The following is a 17,372-nucleotide window of genomic DNA, read 5'->3' as shown; positions in this document are numbered from 1 at the left end:
TCGCCGCTGATAGTGTCGCCCGCGTGGATGAGGAGCAGCCAGTGGAACCTCCGGACCCCAGTGCGGAAAGGACCGTCCGTGTACTGATCGTCGATGATCACCCCCTCTTCCGGGAGGGCCTCAGGGCGGCCCTGGAGAGCGCGGACGGCATCTCGGTCGTCGCCGAGGCCGAGCGGGTCGCCGACGTCCCGCGGGCGGTCGCCCGGCACCGCCCGACCGTGGTGATCATGGACCTCTCGCTGCCCGACGGCTCCGGACTGGAGGCCGTCCGGCAGCTCGCCGCCCAGGAGGCCCCACCGCCGGTGCTGATGCTGACCATGTCGGACGACGACGGAAACCTGCTCGGCGCCCTCCAGGCCGGCGCGCGCGGCTACCTGGTCAAGGGCGCGGGCCGGGAGGAGGTGCTGCACGCGGTGCGGACGGTCGCGGCGGGCGGCGCGGTGTTCGGCGGCGAGGTGGCCGGGCGGATCACCGCCCTGCTGGCCGGGGCGAGGATGCGCGAGGCGGGACAGCTCTTTCCCGAACTCACCGCCCGCGAGGCCGAGGTGCTGGACCTGGTCGCGCGCGGGCTGGACAACCGGCGGATCGCCCGGGAGCTGGTGGTCGCGGAGAAGACCGTCCGCAACCACATCACCCACATCTTCGAGAAGCTGCACGTCGCGACGCGCGCCGAGGCGGTCGCCCGGGCCCGCGACATGGGCCTCGGGGACGGCCGGCCCTCCCCGGAGAGGTGAACCGGGGGAGGCGGTCCTCCCGGGAGAGGTGAACCGGGGGAGCCGGTCCTCCCGGGAGAGGTGAACCGGGGGTGCCGGTCCTCCCCGGAGGGATGAACCGGGGGTGCCGGCCCGCCGACCGGCACCCCCGGGGTCCTGCCGCGCAGCCCTACGGCTGCATCTCGTACGCGCCGGAGAGCGCCTCGACCCGCGCCCACACCCGAGCGTCCCGCGCCGGGTCGGCGACCGGGCGGCGCACGTTCGCCAGGGCCCAGGCGGCCTGCTCCTCGGTGGCGGAGGCCTTGCCGTGCAGCTCGGTGGCGTGCGCGGAGAAGTCGCGGACCAGCGCGTCGAAGATCCGGTCCAGGACGTCCGCCTCCAGGCCGGTCAGCTCGGCCTGCTCCAGCACCAGCTGCCCGTAGACGATCAGCGCGAACAGCTGGCCGATCTCCAGCAGGAAGTCCAGGTCCGCCTGCTGCTCCTTGCTCGGCGCGTTCTCGAGCAGCAACTCGCAGAAGCCGTCGGCCTGCTCGCGGAAGCGGGCGACGTTGGGCAGCTCGGCGTGGCGGTCGTAGGCGGTGCGCCAGTCGTGGAACCGGATCGCGCCGAGGCCGCGGGCGGGGCCCTGCCGGAACAGGAAGGCGTCGTCGGCGGCGTCCAGGCGGGTCGGCACCGGGGCGTAGTCGGCGGGCGCGAACAGGTAGTTGCCCATGAACTTGAGGATCAGCGCCAGGTTGACGTGGACGGTGCCCTCCAGCTTCGGCAGGCCGCGGATGTCCTTCGCGGCCTTGTCGAAGTAGGTGTCCGCCTCGAAGCCCTTGGCCGCGATGACGTCCCACATCAGGTCGATGACCTTCTCGCCCTCGGTGGTGACCTTCATCTTGGTCATCGGGTTGAACAGCAGGTAGCGGCGGTCCTCGGGAGAGGCGCTGCGGAAGTAGTCCACGGCCCGCGCGCTGAACAGCTTCATCGCCGCCAGGCGGACGTACGCGTCGGTCAACTCCCGCTTGACGTGCGGGAAGTCGGTGACCCGCCTGCCGTACAGCACCCGGTTGTGGGCGTGCGTGACGGCCTCGTACATCGCGTGCTCGCAGATGCCGACCGAGGCGGTGCAGAGGTTGAACTTGCCGACGTTGACGGTGTTCAGCGCGGCGTCGAAGGCGGCCTGGCCGGTGTGCAGCACGTCCTCGGCGCGCACCGGGTAGTCCTCCAGGCGGAACTCGCTGACGTACATCTGCGCGTTCACCACGTTCTTGACCAGGTGGTACGCGTCGTGGCGGCTGTCGGCGGCGAAGAAGACGTAGCCCTCCGGGCCCTCGACGTCCGAGCGGCGGCCGAACACCGAGACCAGGCCGGCCACGTTGCCGTTGCCGATGTAGTACTTGGAGCCGCTCGCGGTGAAGCCGCCCTCGCCGTCCGGGGTGAGGATCATGTCGGTGGAGTAGATGTCGGCGCCGTGGGTGCGCTCGGAGAGGCCGAAGGCCATCACGTGCCCGTCGGTGAGCAGCTTGGCGGCGCGGGCGCGGACGGCCTCGTTCTCGCTCTGCCAGACCGGGCCGAGGCCCAGGATGGTGACCTGCCAGGTGTACCAGTAGCCGAGGCCGTAGAAGCCGAGGATCTCGTTGAGCTCGGCGATCCGCGCGGTGTCCCAGCGCTTGTCGGAGTCGGCTGCGGCGGGGGTCAGGAACTCCGCGAACAGGCCCTCCTTCGCGGCGAAGTCCAGGAAGTCCGCGTACCAGCTGCGGTCGATGTAGGTGTCGATCAGCGCCTTCTTGCCGCGGGACTCGAACCAGTCCACCGTCGCGCGCAGCAGTCGGCGGGTCGGCTCGTCGAACTGTACGGGGTCGTAGCTTCGCGGGTTGAAGAGCATCGAGGGGCTCCCGGGGTCGAGGGTGTGAGAGGTCGAGGGTGTGAGAGGTCGAGCGCGCGAAGGGGAGGCGGCCGGTTAGGCCGGTCAGACCTGTCGGTCGGACCGGCCCGACCGGTCCGACTGGCCCGACCGGTCGGCGGCGAGGCGGCGCAGGGTGGCGAGCACGTCGTCGAGCCAGGCGAGGGTCATCCGCTCGTACTCGATGCCGCCGCGCAGCACCACGTGCTGGAGCTGCTCACGGGCGTCGAGTGCGGTGGTGTCGGGGAAGTCCCGCTGCTCGCCGTGCAGGTAGCGGGCGAGCAGGGCGGCGTGGCTCTCGCGGTGGCGTTCGACCTCGGAGAGCAGCGCGGCAGGGTCGTCGAAGGCGGCGGCCCGGATCTTGACCGCGAGCTCGTGCCGGACGGTCTCCGGCTCGACGGGCTCACGCAGCCAGCCGGCCAGGGCGGCGCGTCCCGCCTCGGCCGCCGAGTAGACCTTCTTGTCCGGGCGCCCGTCCTGGGTGACCTCCTGCGCGGCCACCCAGCCGTCCGCCTCCATCCGCCGCAGCACCCGGTAGATCTGCTGGTGGGTGGCGGTCCAGAAGCGTCCGATCGAGCGGTCGAAGCGTCGGGCCAGCTCGTAGCCGGAACCGGGCTGCTCCAGCAGCGAGACGAGGATCGCGTGCTCCAGTGCCATGGCCCGCATCCTGCTATGCAACGAGTTGCATAGGCAATGGCGGCCCGGACGGTTGAGACGCAGGTCACCGACGTGATCGGATGGTTACCCACCATTCCAGACCATCGGGTGCAAAACGGTGGATAAGGGCCAGAATGGGTACGGGGCAAGCGCCTTACCGGTTCCGACCACAGGAGGTGGTATCGGTGGCAACCCATATCCCGACGACGGGCATGGAGCACCATCCGGACATCGTCGAACTCCGCGAACGCTACGAGCGGGCCACTTCGACCCCCCGTGCCCAGGGCATCGAAGCCCTGGCCGTTCTGGCCGGTCTCTTCCTGGCGGCATCGCCATGGATCGTCGGCTTCACCGCGTACAACACCCTGACCGTGACCTGCCTGATCGTGGGTCTGGCCTACACGGCCCTCATGGCCGGCTACGGATCGGCCTACGAACGCACCCACGCGCGGGCCTGGGCGGCCGCCGCGCTCGGTGTCTGGACGATCATCTCCCCGTGGGTCGTCTCCGGGTCCGTCGCGCACGGCAAGAACATCGTGACCTGCATCATCGCGGGCGCCGTGATGTTCCTGCTCGGCCTCGCGGCGATCTCGATGGCGACCATGACGTCGAACGGAGCATCGATGCGGCGCGGCCGGGCCGGCCGCGCCAAGGGCTGATCCTCCCCGCAGCCCGTGACCGGGGCGCGGAGGGCGCAACCGCCCGCCGCGCCCCGGCGCGCGTCCCGGCAGGCGGCGCGGCCCGACCCCGTTACGGGTGCGTCATCCGCAGTACGTCCAGCGCCTCGTCCAGCTGCTCCCCGGTGAGCCTGCCCTGTTCGACGTAGCCGCGCTCCAGCACCACCTGACGGATCGTCTTGCGCTCGGCCAGCGCCTGCTTGGCGACCTTCGCCGCCTCCTCGTACCCGATGTAGCGGTTCAGTGGGGTCACCACCGAGGGCGAGGACTCCGCGTACTCCCGGGCCCGTTCGACGTTGGCGGTGACCCCGTCCACCGTCCGGTCGGCCAGCAGCCGGGCGCTGTTGGCGAGCAGCCGCACCGACTCCAGCACGTTGCGGGCGATCACCGGGAGCATCACGTTCAGCTCGAAGTTGCCGCTGGCGCCCGCCAGCGTGACCGTCGCGTCGTTGCCCACCACCTGGGCGGCGACCATCAGCACCACCTCGGGCAGCACCGGGTTCACCTTGCCCGGCATGATCGACGAACCCGGCTGGAGATCCGGCAGGTTGATCTCGCCGAGCCCGGTGCGCGGCCCGGAGCCCATCCACCGCAGGTCGTTCGCGATCTTCGTGAACCCGACCGCCACCGTGCGCAGTTGACCGCTCAGCTCGACCAGGGCGTCCCGCGCGCCCTGCGCCTCGAAGTGGTTGCGCGCCTCGGTCAGCGGCAGGCCGGTGGCGCGGGCGACCTCCGCGATGACGGCCGCGGGGAAGCCGGGCGGGGTGTTGATGCCGGTGCCCACCGCCGTTCCGCCGAGTGGGAGTTCGGCCACCCGGGGGAGGGAGGCCAGCAGTCGCTCCCGCCCGTTGCGCACCTGCGCCGCGTAGCCGCCGAACTCCTGGCCGAGCGTGACGGGCGTGGCGTCCATCAGGTGCGTGCGGCCCGACTTGACCACCCCGGCGAACTCGGTGGCCTTGCGCTCAAGCGCCTCCGCGAGGTGCTCCAGTGCCGGGACCAGGTCGTGGGTGACGGCGGCGGTGGCGGCGATGTGGATCGAGGAGGGGAAGACGTCGTTGGACGACTGGCTGGCGTTGACGTGGTCGTTCGGGTGGACCGGCCGGCCCAGCCGCTCCCCGGCCAGGGTGGCGATCACCTCGTTGGTGTTCATGTTGGAGGAGGTGCCCGAGCCGGTCTGGAACACGTCCACCGGGAACTGGTCGTCCCAGCGCCCCTCCGCGACCTCCTCGGCGGCCGCCGCGATCGCCTCCGCCGTCTCCTCGTCCAGCACCCCGAGCCGGGCGTTCACCCGGGCCGCGGCGGCCTTGATCCGGGCCAGCGCGGCGATGTGCGCCCGCTCCAGCCGCTGACCGGACACCGGGAAGTTCTCCACCGCCCGCTGCGTCTGCGCCTGCCACTTCGCGTCGGCCGGCACCCGGACCTCGCCCATCGAGTCGTGCTCGATCCGGTACTCCTGCGGCTTCGCCTGCTCGCCACTCATCGCGCGCTGCACCTCCTGTACGGGCCGGAGCGGCCCGGAACGGATCTTCGGTCACCACAGCCGCGAGCGGGGCCCGGGTATTTCCGCCCGGGCCCGGGTTCTTCCGGTCGGGGGATCCGGTTCCGGGCCCGGCGCCCATCGGGGAGCAGGTCGACGAGGGGCCTATCTCCGAGGCCTACTGCCTGGGCAGCTCGGCGCGGACCAGCTCGCCCGGGGCGGTGCCGGCCTGGACGACGAGGTCTCCGCCCGGGGCCCAGACACCGGAGCCGCCCGAGCTGTCCGGGTACTCGCCGGTGGCTCCGGCACAGGTCGCGAGCACGCACCACACCCCGTGGGCGGCGGCCCGGTCGCGGAAGTGGCCGTCCCGGCGCTCGGCCTGGGCGGCGCCGGGCCCGTAGAGGGTGGAGGCGACGTAGGCGTCGATGCCGAGCGCGGCGGTTTCCTCGGCGTGCGCCGGGTCGGCGGCGTCCGCGCAGACGGCGAGGCCGAGCCGCAGGCCGTCCAGCTCCAGGACGACGGGCTTCTCGCCGGGGGCGAAGCGTTCCACCTCGGCACCGTGCAGGCGCGTCTTCCGGTAGACGACCTCGGCGCCAGTCCCGGTGACCGCCAGCGTGGCGATGGACTCGCGCCCGTCGGCCTCGAGGACCGGCGCCCCGACCAGGGCGACGGCGCCGGTCGCGGCGCAGGCCGCCACCAGCGGCGCGAGCCGGGCGTCCGCCGGGTCGACGGCCGGCGCGGCCAGGTCGTAGCCCGTCAGCGACAGCTCGGGGAACACCACCAGCCGGGTGCCCGCCTCGCGCACCGCCTCGGCGTGCCGGGCGACGTTCTCGGACACGGTGTCCGGACGGCCGGCGGCGGCGCAGACGGGCTGGGCGACGGCGACGGTCAGCGCTCCGGGGCCGGCCGGCGCTCCGGGGACGGGACGCGCGGGCACGGGGTGTGCGGGCTCGGGACGCGCGGGCACGGAAGAGTTCGCGGACGAGGGCATGGCGGAGCCTCCGGCGAGCGGGTGGGGTGATCGTGATCAACCTATGCGCCCGCCGAGCGGGCGGGCAACCGTGCCCGGGGAGGAGTGGGCAGGTCAAACGGGCCGACTGGGGTCGATCGGGCCGATCTCACTCGAAGGAGTGAGATCGCGGTCAGGCGCTTCAAACTGCCGTGCGCCCCTTCATACGCTCCGAACCGGGCCGGGCGGACTCCGGCCGGACCCGGATCGGAGCAGCTCGGCCCGGGGACCAGCACGAGGGGGCGGAGACGCGGATGACCACAGGACACGGCCCGACGGGCGGAACGGGCGGCGGGGCGACACCGGAGGGGATGATCCCGATGAACGCCCGGACGGACGCACCGGTGAGGCCCTCGAAGAGCACCCATGGGGGCCTCACCCGTCGGCAGCTGCTGGGTGCGTCGGCGGCGCTCGGCGGCGCGGCGTGGCTGCTGCGCGGCACCGTCGGACCCGACAGCGCCGAGGCGGCCGCGCCCGTACCGCCCGGACTGCCCACCGGCACCGAGCTCTACCAGCGGGTCTTCCAGAACTGGTCCGGCGAGATCCACACCGACCAGCTGTGGACCTGCGCGCCCCGCACCCCCGAGGAGGTCCCGGCGCTGGCCGACTGGGCGCACGCCAACGGCTGGCGGCTGCGCGCCTCCGGCTACCGGCACACCTGGGCGCCGCTCACCGTCGCCGCCGGGACCCCGGAGAGCGCCCGGGTCCTGCTCGTCGACACCAGCCGGTACCTCACCGCCATCGGTGCCGGCTCGGCCGACACCGTCCGGGTGCAGACCGGCGCCACCATGGAGGCACTGCTCGCCCACCTGGCCGGGCGAGGCCTCGGCCTGACCGCGTGCCCGGCCCCCGGCGAGCTCACCGTCGGAGGCGTGCTCGCCATCGGCGGCCACGGCACCGCCGCCCCGGCCGCCGGGGAGGTACGGCCGCAGGGCCACGGCTACGGCTCGGTCAGCAACCAGGTCGTCCGGCTCACCGCCGTCGTCCTCGACCCGGCCACCGACCGCTACACGCTGCGCACCTTCGACCGCTCCGAGGCCGACAGCGCCGCCTTCCTGGTGCACCTGGGCCGCGCCTTCCTCACCGAGGTGGTGCTGCGGGCCGGCGCCGACCGACCGCTGCGCTGCGTCAGCCGGCTCGACATCCCGGCGAGCGAGCTCTTCGCCCGCCCGGTCGCCGGAACGGGAGCCGGCTCCGGGGCCGGGGCCGGAGCCGGGAGCGGCGCGGGGAGTGGCGCCGGGGGCGGCGAGGGCGGTGGGCTCGGGGGTGTGCTCGGCGGAGTCGTCGGCGGCGTGCTGGGCGGAGTCCTCGGCACCGGGGGAGGCCCGCGCACCCTCGCCGACTTCGTGGAACGCGACGGACGGGTCGAGGCGATCTGGTTCGCCTACACCGAGTACCCGTGGCTCAAGACCTGGACCGTCACCCCGACGAAGCCGCTTGCCTCGCTGTCCGTCGACCACCCGTACAACTACCCCTTCTCGGACAGCATCCCGGAACCGGTCGCCCGACTCGCCGGCGAGATCGTCACCGGCGCCTGGGCCTCGGCCCCGCTGTTCGGCCAACTCCAGTACCTGGTCGCGAAGGTCGCGCTCATCGGCGACATCACGGACGTCCTGCTCTCCGGCGACCTGCTGCGCCAACTGCTGAGCGGCGAGGTGCTCACCCACCTGCTCGCGGGCGGACTGCGCTCCGACCTCTGGGGCCCCTCGCGCACCCTGCTCCAGTACGTCCGCCCGACCACCCTGCGGGTCACCGCCAACGGGTACGCGATCCTCGTCAAGCGCGCCGACCTCCAGTGGGCCGTCAGCGAATTCGCCGCCCACTACCGGGAGTTGCTCGCCTCCTACCAGGCCCGGGGCGAGTTCCCGGTGAACGGCGCGGTGGAGATCCGGGTCACCGGCCTGGACGACCCGTCCTCCTCCGGCGTCCCCGGCGCCCGGCCCCCGCTGCTGTCCGCGCTGCGCCCGCGCGCCGACCGGCCGGACTGGGACACGGCGATCTGGCTGGACGTCCTGGCCTTCCCCGGCACGCCCGGACTGGAGCGCTTCGCCCGGGAGTTGGAGCAGTGGCTGCTGCGCACCTTCGACGGCGCCAGGGCGGGCCTGCGGGTCGAGTGGTCCAAGGGGTGGGCGTACACCGACGAAGCCGCCTGGTCCGATCCCGACCTGCTCGGCCGGGTCATCCCCGACAGCCTGCGGGCGGGCGGCGGGCCGGGCTGGGACGAGGCGGTCGCCGTGCTGGACCGCCACGACCCGCACCGGGTGTTCGGAAACCCCTTCCTGGACGGCCTGTTGAAGTAGCCTCCTGCATCCCCTCGCGGTATTGACGGAGCGTCAGATGTGCTCCATGACGATCACCGCGAGGGTGTCGGGAGCCAGCGCGCGGAACACGTGCGGAGCGTCGCCCGGGTAGCTCACGTAGTCGCCCGGGCCCAGCTCGACCGGCGCCTCGGTCGGCCCGACCAGCGCCCGCCCGGCGCCGATCATCACGTGCTCGACGGTGCCGGGCATGTGCGGGTCGGAGGCCCTGGTCTCGCCCGGCTGCGCCTCGATCCGGTAGATGTCGCGCCGGGCGTTGGGCGGGCAGGAGGAGAGCACGGTGGCGGCGTAGTCGGCGCGCTCGGAGTGGGTCACCGGGCCCTCGCCGGCCCGGATCACCTTGACGGCCGGGCGCGGCGGGTCGACGAGCCGGCTGAACGGCACGTTCAGCGCGACCCCGAGCGCCCACAGCGTCTCCACGCTGGGGTTGCCCGAGCCCGACTCCAGCTGGGACAGCGTGGACTTGGCGATGCCCGCGCGCCGGGCCAGCTCGGCCATCGACAGGCCGCTGCGCTCGCGCTCGCGCCGGATCGAGGCGGCGATCTGGCCGATCAGCTCGACGCCGCTGGTGCCGCTGGGGCCGCTGGGGCCGCCCGTGCTGCCGGGCCCTCCGGGGCTCGTGGCCGGGGTGGTCTGGTCACTCATGCTCGCCACTCACGCTTCCTCCTGGCCCCTTCCACGGCTCCCGGTGCGGCTGATGCCGCCGTTCATGCTGCCACGGTCGGCCGAGTCGACCATCGTTCGCCCGATCGGTCTACCTGTTCGCCTTGACGAACGATGCCGGTGCGGTTCACTCTAATGAACATGCGTTCGCTAATCCGAACACTGGAGCGTGCCACCCTTCGGGACGTCGCTCTGGTCTGTCTGGCCGACGCCCTCGTCGGCGCCTCCTTCGGCGCGATCAGCGTCTCCGGTGGCCTGCCCCTCTGGGTGCCCGTCGCCCTCTCCGTCCTGGTGTTCGCCGGCGGCTCCCAGTTCGCGGCGGTCGGCGTGGTGCTCTCCGGCGGCGGCGCCCTCGCCGCGGTCGCCACCGGACTGGTCCTCAACGCCCGGCTGCTGCCCTTCGGCTTCACCGTGGCCGGTGTGCTCGACGGCCCGTGGTGGCGACGCCTGCTGGGCGCGCAACTGCTCACCGACGAGACCGCCGCCTTCGCCCTGCAGCAGGACGAACCGCGTCGGCGCCGGGCCGTCTACTGGCTCTGCGGGATCGCGCTGTTCGTGATCTGGAACGTCTCCGTGCTGCTCGGAGCGCTCGCGGGCGGGCTGATCGGCGACACGGACGTGCTCGGCCTGGACGCGGCCTTCCCCGCGGTGCTGCTCGCACTCGTCCTGCCCTCGCTCGAGGACCGCCGCACCCGTACGGCGGCGCTGGTGGGCGCGGTGGTCGCGGTGGCGGCCACGCCGTTCGTCCCGGCCGGGCTGCCGGTGCTGCTCGCCCTCGTCGGACTGCTGTTCGCCGGACGGCCGGCGGCAGGGGAGGCGGACCGGAAGGCGGCGGACGGCGTGGGCGCGGTGAACGGGAAGAAGGAGGCGGTCCGATGATGCCGCTGTACGCGATCCTGCTGCTGGCGGCCGGAACGTACGCCTACCGGCTGGCCGGGCCGCTGCTCGCCGACCGGCTCGCCCTCTCGGAGCGACTGCGGCACCTGCTGGCGGTCGCTGCGGCGGTGCTGCTGGTGGCCCTGGTCGCGACCGGTGCGCTGACCCAGGGGCACGGCTTCGCGGGATGGGCCCGCCCGGCGGGCGTGTTGGTCGCGGGGGTGCTCGCGCTGCGCCGGGCGCCGTTCCCGGCGGTGGTCGTCGCGGGTGCGGCGACGACGGCGGTGCTGCGGCTGTGCGGGGTGGGGTGACGGCGGACGGGTGACAGATTTCAGCTGACAGAGTTTGAAATCTGTCAGCTGAAATCTGTCGGCTGCTATCTGTTCGCTGTCATCTGTTCGCCGTCACCTGTCCGCCGCCGTTCGTCCGCCCTCATCCGTCCGCCCGTCGCCGGCCACCGGTCACTGCCCCTCCCCGGCGCCCTCGGCCAGGCGCTCCCCCTGGACCTCCGGCCGCTTGCTGTCCCAGAGCAGCTCCCACACCTTGAACACGCAGTGGTAGTCGCGCATGCTCCCCTGCGAGATCAGCAGGTAGGCGTCCCCGTCGCGGAGCAGCGTCCGGCGCCGGCTGTTGAACGGGTGCTGCGGCGTGTAGGAGGGGACGAGCCGCTTCAGCTCCTCGACGGCCTCCTCCCGGCTGCCCTCGACCTCGGCCAGCACCTTGCTGCCCCAGGTCCGGTCGTGCCCGCTGCCGACCGTCTCCTCCACGACCAGCGCCCAACGTGCCATGTCCTGCCCCCGCTCCGTTCCGATCCGTTGTGCCCCGCCGGCCGCCACTTCGGCCGCCCGGCCCGTCAGCGCGTCAGCCCGTCACCGCGGCCCGGTCCGTCACCGCCGCCCGGTCCGTCGGCGACTTGAAGAAGATGGTGGTCGGCCGGAGCGTACCCGCCGGGTCGGCCGCGAAGTCCGGCACCGAACCCACCCGGCTCCAGCCGGCCCCCTCGTATAGCCGCTCGGCCGGGCTGCCGGTCTCGGTGTCCAGCACCAGCAGCCGGATGCCCAGCGCCACCGCCCGCGCCTCCAGGGCCGCCAGCAGCCGTCCGGCCAGTCGCTGCCCCCGGTCGGCCGGGTGCACCATCAGCTTGGCCACCTCGCCCCGGTGCCGGCCGTTCGCGGTGGTGGCCGGCCGCAGCTGCACGGTGCCGGCGAGCCGCCCGCCGACCCGGGTCCGCGCGGTCCACAGCACCAGGCGCCCGGCCGCGACGTCCGGGCCGAGCGCCCGCCACCACGCCGCGGCCTCCTCGGGCGCGAGCGGGGCGAGGAACCCGACCGACGCGCCCGCGTGCACCGTCTCCACCAGCAGTGCGGCGAGCTCCTCGGCCGAGCCGTCCAGCTCCCCGGCCGTCAGCTCGCTGACCACGTACGCGTCGTCGGACATGTCGCCATCCTCACTTGTTCGCGCCCGCCCACGGCCCGGCCGGGTGCGCGATACTCGCCGGTATTCCGCCGAGAGTACAAGGAGCTTCAATGACGAAGCCGACCCGGATCGACCCCTCCGACCTGCTCGCCGTCGGAGACCTCCTCTCCGACGAGGAACGGCTGATCCGCGACACCGTCCGCCGGTTCACCGAGGAGCGCATCCGCCCGCACATCGGCGACTGGTTCGAGCGCGGGGTCTTCCCGGCCCGTGAACTCGCCCCCGAGCTCGGCGCCCTGGGCGTGCTCGGCATGCACCTCGACGGCTACGGCTGTGCGGGCGCCGACGCGGTGGCGTACGGGGTGGCCTGCATGGAGCTGGAAGCGGCCGACTCCGGGCTGCGCAGCTTCGTCTCCGTCCAGGGCTCGCTGGCCATGCGCTCGATCCACGCCTTCGGCTCCGAGGAGCAGAAGCAGCGCTGGCTGCCCGGCATGGCCGCCGGTGAACTCATCGGCTGCTTCGGCCTGACCGAACCGGACTTCGGCTCGGATCCGGCCAACATGCGCACCCGGGCGGTGCGCAAGGGCGGCGAGGGCGGCGACTGGGTGCTGTCCGGCAGCAAGATGTGGATCACCAACGGAAGCATCGCCGACGTCGCCGTGGTGTGGGCGCAGACCGAGGAGGGCGTGCGCGGCTTCCTGGTCGAGCGCGGCACCCGCGGCCTGACCGCCACCGACGTGCACGGCAAGCTCTCGCTGCGCGCCTCCGTCACCAGCGAGCTGGCCTTCGACGAGGTGGTGCTGCCCGCCGACGCCGTGCTGCCCGGGGTGGTCGGCCTGCGCGGACCGCTCTCCTCCCTCAACGAGGCCCGCTACGGCATCCTCTGGGGTACCGTCGGCGCCGCCCGCGACTGCTACACCGCCGCCCTGGACTACGCCAAGACCCGGATCCAGTTCGACCGCCCGATCGCGGGTTTCCAGCTGACCCAGCAGAAGCTCGTCGAGATGATGCTGGAGGTCGAGAAGGCGTACCTGGTCGCCCTGCGGATCGGCCGGCTCAAGGAGCAGGGCGCGGCCCGCCCGCCGCACGTCAGCTTCGGCAAGCTCAACAACGTCCGCACCGCGTTGGAGATCGCCCGCAGTGCCCGGACCGTCCTCGGGGCCAACGGCATCACCACCGAGTACCCGGTGCTGCGGCACGCCAACAACCTGGAGTCGGTGCTCACCTACGAGGGCACCAGCGAGATCCACACCCTGGTCCTCGGCGAGGCCATCACCGGCGAGTCCGCCTACCGCTGACGGCCCCGCCTCACCCCCGTCCTCCCCCCCCGTCCTCCCCCGTCCTTCCCCCAGGACCTTCCCCCGGGACCTTCCCCCGCGGGCCCGCGCCGGCCCGGGAAAACCGGTGGCCGGGCCCGTCGCGGCCCGGCTACCGTCCCTGCCATGAACAGCCGGTTCGCCACGACGTCGCCCCCGACCACCACCCTCTGGCGCCCCACCGGCCCCGAGGAGCTGGCCCTGGTCGAGGCCGCCGATTGGCGCGCCTGGCCGCCCCGTCTGCCCGAGCAGCCGATCTTCTACCCGGTCCTCAACGAGGACTACGCGATCCGCATCGCCCGGGACTGGAACGTCCCCGCCTCCGGCGCCGGCTACGTCACCCGCTTCCAGGTCGACACCGCCTTCCTCGCCCGCTACCCCGTGCAGCGGGCGGGCGGCCGGACGATCCTCGAATTCTGGGTGCCAGCCGAGGAATTGGAGGAGTTCAACCGCCACATCGTCGGCCGCATCGAGGTCGTCCACGAGTTCCGCCCGCAGCCGTGACATCGCCCGCCGACGCCCCGGGCACGGGGGAGCGCGTCCCGCTCACCCCGGCCCAGCGGGCCGGCACCGCCGTCCTGCTCGCCGAGACCGCCGACTCGCTGCCCGGCGCCGTCGTCCCGGACGTCGGCCCGACCACCGATCCGTACGACCCGGCGGAGCACCGGGCCGTGGCCGAGGCGAACCAGCCCTGGTTCGCGCACTGCCACGCCGCGGACCCGGAACAGGTCCTCGACGTGGTGCTGCGCGCCGCCGGACCGGCCGGCTGACGGCAACCCGACGCGCGCCGGCCGGCCGAGAGCGGAACGGCGACTTCCCGACACCTGGTGGACACCCGGCGTTCGGTGGTGCGACGCCGACCGGTACGGCGGCCGGTGAAGCATGGCGCGGTCGGCGGCGCCCTCGGCGGGCGCGGCCGGGTGCGCACCACCGAAAGGAACCGCCCATGTCCGCTGCCCAGTGGCCCCGCCCCCGCGTGCTCGTCGTCGGAATCGACGGAGTCCGCCACGACTACCTGGAGCAGGTGCCGATGCCGCGCCTGCGGGAGGTCGCCGAGGCCGGGTTCCTGGTGCCGGTCACCGTCGCGGACACCACGCCCACCATGTCCGGGCCGTGCTGGGCCACCATCGTGACCGGGGTCGAGCCCGCCAAGCACGGGGTCTGGGGCAACCACCTGGGCGGCAACCGCCTCGACGTGTTCCCCGACTTCGCCACCCGCCTCGCCCGGGGCGACCGCCGCCGCACCTTCGTCGCGGCCGGCTGGGACCCGCTGATGATCAACGAGTCCGGCGGCCCGCTGTTCCGCGCCCCCGGCCGGCTCTCGTACATGGCCCCCGCCGAGGACACCCCCGAGGCCTGGGAGGCGGTGGACGAGGAGGTCACCCGGGAGGCCGTCCACGTCCTCGGCACCGCCGACCCGGAGGCCTCCTTCGTCTACCTCGGCGCCGTCGACGAGACCGCCCACTTTCTGGGCTGCGGCGACGAGTACCGAGCGTCCATGCGCACCGCCGACGAGCGCCTCGGCCGCCTCCTCGACGCCGTCCGCGGTCGGGAGACCCACGCCGAGGAACAGTGGACGGTCATCGTCGTCACCGACCACGGGCACGTGGACGCCGGCGGCCACGGCGGCCGTACGGCCGAGGAGCGGACGGCCTGGGTGGCCTGCGCCGGGCACGACATCCCGGCCGGCCCGCCCACCGGCGAGATCCGTCACCCCGACGTCGCCGCGCAGGTGTACGCCTCGCTGCTGCGCCCGATCGACCCGCACTGGACCCTCGACGGCCGCCCGTTCCCGGTCGCCCGGCCGGTACCGGCGTCGGTCTGAGACCCGGACGGCCGCGCCGGGGAGCCCCCGGTGCCCCGGGTGCAGCAGGCCGGGCTGCGGCGGCCCCGGGCTTCGGCGAGGCTCGATCGGGGCCCGGTGCCCGAAGACCCCAGGGTCCCCGCCGGCGGGCGTACGTCTGAAGGTGGAGACGGTACCCCGTGGGTCGGAGACAGGATCGCGACCTGGTGGTGACGATCCGACGGGTGCGGACGGGCCAGGATGGTTGCACCGGACGGCGGAGCACGCCGACCGGGCCGGCGGTGCGGTCCGAGCGGTCCGAGCGGCCGTCGGCGGCGGAGACGAGCGGCGACAGCCGCACCGGTCACGACACGGAGAGGGCAGTCGGGCATGAAGAGCATCGTGAGCAAGGTCGCGATGGGAGTCGCGGGCACCGGCATGGCCGTCGCCGTGGCGGCCGTGGCAATCGGCCCGCGGGTGTCCGACTGGTACGACGAACACCACCAGCAGCAGGGCTCGTACGAGACCGGCGTCCAGGCCAAGGCCGACCGCCGGTCGATGCCGACCTGGCTCCCCGACAACGCCTCCGGGGTGAAGTACATGATGTCCACCAGGGGTGACGACCGCCTGCTGTTCGCCACCCTCCCGGAGGGCCGGCTGCCCGCCGGCTGCAGCACCGGGCTGCCCGGCAAGAGCGCGCACCCGGTGCCGGAAGCGCTCAAGGCCGGCTGGTTCCCCGAGAACGTCGCGACCAGGGCCACCGGCACCTGCGGGCACTACAACGTGGCGCTGACCGGCAACCAGCTCTACGCATGGCAGGACGGCGCGGCGATGCAGGCGGCGCTGCGCGCCGAGCACGTCGCCAGGCGCTGAGGCCGCCGAGCACGTCGCCAGGCGCCGAGACCGTCGAGCACGTCGCCAAACGCCGAGACCGTCGAGTCGCCAAGCGTCGAGGCCGGCGGCCCGGGACGGCGCGGCGCACCCCGGGCACGGAGAACGCAACGGCCCGCCCGCACCTTCCGGTGCGGGCGGGCCGCCGTCGTGTGCGGGCCGCGGCGGTGGCGGACGATCAGCCCGGGAGCACGCCGACGGCCGAACAGTGCGCACCCCCGCTGTCGGAACCCGACCGGGCTGCGATAGGACGGAGCGCGAACGAACCCCACGTCACCCGTCCGTAAGGAGCACCATGCCCGGCCCGACCGTCGGCCCCACCGACGACACGTCGACCGCTGCCGCCACCACACCCACCCCCGCACCCGCCGCCACACCCGCCACCGGCCAGGGCCGTCCCGGCTGGGCCGTGATCGCGGCCCTCGGCGGACTCACCGCGCTCGGCCCGCTCACCACCGACCTCTACCTGCCGGGCCTGCCCGCGATCGCCGACGACCTGGTCGCCCAGCCGGCCGCCGTCCAGCTCACCCTGACCTTCTCGATGCTCGGGGTCGCCGCCGGGCAGCTGCTCTTCGGGCCGCTCAGCGACCGCTTCGGGCGCCGCACGCCGCTGCTCGCGGGGCTCGTCCTCTACACCCTGTCGAGCCTGGTGTGCGTGTTCGCGCCCAACCTGTCGGTGCTGATCGCAGGCCGGTTCGTCCAGGGCGCGGCGGGCTCCGCCGGACTGGTGATCGGGCGCGCCGTCTCCCGGGACCGCTTCCAGGGCGTCGCCCTGCTGCGCTTCCTCGCCTCGATCGCCCTGATATCGGGGCTGGCGCCGATCCTCGCCCCGATCATCGGCGCGCAGCTGATGCGGTTCACCTCGTGGCGCGGCACCTTCGGCGTGCTCACGGCGCTCGGGCTGCTGCTCGCCCTGGTCTCGTTCGGTGTGCTGCGCGAGACGCTGCCGCCGGAGACCAGGCACCGCGGCGGGGTGGGCGCGGCCCTGCGGACGATGGGGCGGCTGCTGCGCAACCTGCCGTTCCTCGGGCTGGCGCTGACCAGCTCCCTCGCCTTCGGGGCGCTGTTCGGCTACATCAGCGGGTCGTCGACCGTGCTCCAGAACGTGTACCAGGTCTCGCCGCAGACCTACAGCCTGCTGTTCGGGCTGAACTCGTTCGCGATCGTGGTGATGACCCAGCTGAACGGGCGGGTGCTGGCGCCGCGCTTCACGCAGCGGGCGCTGATGCTGGGCAGCCTCGCGTCGGCGGTCGCCGCCGGGGTGGCGCTGGTGCTGCTGACGACGGTGTGGGACTTCGGGCTGGCCGGGTTCTGTCCGCCGCTGTTCGTGATGATGGGCAGCCTGGGGGTGTTGCTGCCGAACACCGCCGCCCAGGCGCTCGGCCTGGTCGAGCCTCAGGTGGCGGGCACGGCGTCGGCGCTGCTCGGGACGGGCAACTTCCTGTGCGGCGCGGTGGTCGCACCGCTGAGCAGCCTCGGCGGCCGGCCGTCGGCGGTGCTGCTGGCGCTGGTGGTCCTGGTCTGCGGGGTGCTGGCGACGGTGGCGTACCTGGTGCTGTGCCGGCCGGAGCGGATGCGAACGGCGGGCAGCTGACGGCGGGCGGACGACAGCAAGCGGACGACAGCGAACGGAGAACAGCGAACGGAGAACAGCGAACGGAAAACGGATGACAGCTGACAGATGTTGA

The 17,372-nt window shown here is 73.5% G+C and carries 18 protein-coding genes; 11 read left to right on the top strand and 7 right to left on the bottom strand.

Features of this window, described 5'->3' with window-relative positions; all coding sequences use genetic code 11:
• The first annotated feature begins 41 nt into the window (after window positions 1-41).
• On the top strand, window positions 42-734 hold the full coding sequence (locus tag ACIQ87_RS02275) for a response regulator (protein ID WP_402400269.1): 693 nt from the start codon (window positions 42-44) through the stop codon (window positions 732-734).
• Window positions 735-882: 148 nt separating this feature from the next.
• Here ACIQ87_RS02275 and ACIQ87_RS02270 read toward each other — a convergent pair whose 3' ends face one another.
• Both ACIQ87_RS02270 and ACIQ87_RS02265 read right to left on the bottom strand, forming a co-directional pair.
• Complete coding sequence (locus ACIQ87_RS02270) at window positions 883-2,583, bottom strand: acyl-CoA dehydrogenase family protein (protein ID WP_402400266.1); 1,701 nt, start codon at window positions 2,581-2,583, stop codon at window positions 883-885.
• A gap of 84 nt (window positions 2,584-2,667) precedes the next feature.
• Window positions 2,668-3,258, bottom strand: a complete 591-nt coding sequence (locus tag ACIQ87_RS02265; protein ID WP_402400263.1) for a PadR family transcriptional regulator — start codon at window positions 3,256-3,258, stop codon at window positions 2,668-2,670.
• A 185-nt stretch (window positions 3,259-3,443) separates the two neighbouring features.
• Between ACIQ87_RS02265 and ACIQ87_RS02260 the strand changes: the two genes are divergently transcribed.
• Window positions 3,444-3,917: an SPW repeat protein gene (locus ACIQ87_RS02260; RefSeq protein WP_402400260.1), complete on the top strand. Its 474-nt coding sequence runs from the start codon at window positions 3,444-3,446 to the stop codon at window positions 3,915-3,917.
• A gap of 91 nt (window positions 3,918-4,008) precedes the next feature.
• On the opposite strand, the gene ACIQ87_RS02255 is transcribed toward ACIQ87_RS02260, so the two are convergent.
• On the bottom strand, window positions 4,009-5,415 hold the full coding sequence (locus tag ACIQ87_RS02255; RefSeq protein ID WP_402400257.1) for a class II fumarate hydratase: 1,407 nt from the start codon (window positions 5,413-5,415) through the stop codon (window positions 4,009-4,011).
• A gap of 175 nt (window positions 5,416-5,590) precedes the next feature.
• Window positions 5,591-6,349, bottom strand: a complete 759-nt coding sequence (locus ACIQ87_RS02250) for a carbon-nitrogen hydrolase family protein (protein ID WP_402400255.1) — start codon at window positions 6,347-6,349, stop codon at window positions 5,591-5,593.
• Window positions 6,350-6,675: 326 nt separating this feature from the next.
• Between ACIQ87_RS02250 and ACIQ87_RS02245 the strand changes: the two genes are divergently transcribed.
• Window positions 6,676-8,721: a cholesterol oxidase substrate-binding domain-containing protein gene (locus ACIQ87_RS02245; RefSeq protein ID WP_402400252.1), complete on the top strand. Its 2,046-nt coding sequence runs from the start codon at window positions 6,676-6,678 to the stop codon at window positions 8,719-8,721.
• Between the two features lie 33 nt (window positions 8,722-8,754).
• Here the strand turns inward: ACIQ87_RS02245 and ACIQ87_RS02240 are convergent, their stop codons facing one another.
• Complete coding sequence (locus ACIQ87_RS02240; protein WP_402400903.1) at window positions 8,755-9,384, bottom strand: helix-turn-helix domain-containing protein; 630 nt, start codon at window positions 9,382-9,384, stop codon at window positions 8,755-8,757.
• A gap of 159 nt (window positions 9,385-9,543) precedes the next feature.
• On the opposite strand from ACIQ87_RS02240, the gene ACIQ87_RS02235 reads away from it, so the two are divergent.
• Entirely contained in the window at window positions 9,544-10,281 is a 738-nt protein-coding gene (locus tag ACIQ87_RS02235) for an AzlC family ABC transporter permease (RefSeq protein ID WP_402400249.1), read from the top strand.
• Entirely contained in the window at window positions 10,278-10,589 is a 312-nt protein-coding gene (locus ACIQ87_RS02230) for an AzlD domain-containing protein (protein ID WP_402400247.1), read from the top strand. The genes ACIQ87_RS02235 and ACIQ87_RS02230 overlap by 4 nt, the downstream gene beginning before the upstream one ends.
• Window positions 10,590-10,739: 150 nt before the next feature.
• Here ACIQ87_RS02230 and ACIQ87_RS02225 read toward each other — a convergent pair whose 3' ends face one another.
• Both ACIQ87_RS02225 and ACIQ87_RS02220 read right to left on the bottom strand, forming a co-directional pair.
• A complete protein-coding gene (locus ACIQ87_RS02225) occupies window positions 10,740-11,066 on the bottom strand; it encodes a hypothetical protein (RefSeq protein WP_402400244.1) in 327 nt (108 codons plus the stop codon).
• A gap of 73 nt (window positions 11,067-11,139) precedes the next feature.
• Complete coding sequence (locus ACIQ87_RS02220) at window positions 11,140-11,715, bottom strand: GNAT family N-acetyltransferase (protein ID WP_402400241.1); 576 nt, start codon at window positions 11,713-11,715, stop codon at window positions 11,140-11,142.
• Between the two features lie 89 nt (window positions 11,716-11,804).
• Between ACIQ87_RS02220 and ACIQ87_RS02215 the strand changes: the two genes are divergently transcribed.
• From ACIQ87_RS02215 to ACIQ87_RS02190, 6 genes are all read left to right on the top strand, one after another.
• A complete protein-coding gene (locus tag ACIQ87_RS02215) occupies window positions 11,805-12,992 on the top strand; it encodes an acyl-CoA dehydrogenase family protein (protein WP_402400238.1) in 1,188 nt (395 codons plus the stop codon).
• A gap of 144 nt (window positions 12,993-13,136) precedes the next feature.
• The gene (locus ACIQ87_RS02210; protein ID WP_402400235.1) at window positions 13,137-13,514 is read left to right on the top strand and encodes an ADP-ribosylation/crystallin J1; all 378 of its coding nucleotides are present in this window, start codon (window positions 13,137-13,139) and stop codon (window positions 13,512-13,514) included.
• Complete coding sequence (locus ACIQ87_RS02205) at window positions 13,511-13,780, top strand: hypothetical protein (RefSeq protein WP_402400232.1); 270 nt, start codon at window positions 13,511-13,513, stop codon at window positions 13,778-13,780. The genes ACIQ87_RS02210 and ACIQ87_RS02205 overlap by 4 nt, the downstream gene beginning before the upstream one ends.
• Before the next feature lie 176 nt (window positions 13,781-13,956).
• On the top strand, window positions 13,957-14,835 hold the full coding sequence (locus ACIQ87_RS02200) for an alkaline phosphatase family protein (RefSeq protein ID WP_402400229.1): 879 nt from the start codon (window positions 13,957-13,959) through the stop codon (window positions 14,833-14,835).
• Between the two features lie 348 nt (window positions 14,836-15,183).
• A complete protein-coding gene (locus ACIQ87_RS02195) occupies window positions 15,184-15,666 on the top strand; it encodes a hypothetical protein (RefSeq protein WP_402400227.1) in 483 nt (160 codons plus the stop codon).
• A gap of 313 nt (window positions 15,667-15,979) precedes the next feature.
• On the top strand, window positions 15,980-17,278 hold the full coding sequence (locus tag ACIQ87_RS02190; protein WP_402400224.1) for a multidrug effflux MFS transporter: 1,299 nt from the start codon (window positions 15,980-15,982) through the stop codon (window positions 17,276-17,278).
• Window positions 17,279-17,372 lie beyond the last annotated feature (94 nt).

Source organism: Kitasatospora sp. NPDC096204, assembly GCF_044763205.1.
Taxonomy (GTDB): domain Bacteria; phylum Actinomycetota; class Actinomycetes; order Streptomycetales; family Streptomycetaceae; genus Kitasatospora.
This window is presented reverse-complemented; position numbering and strand designations above follow the sequence as displayed.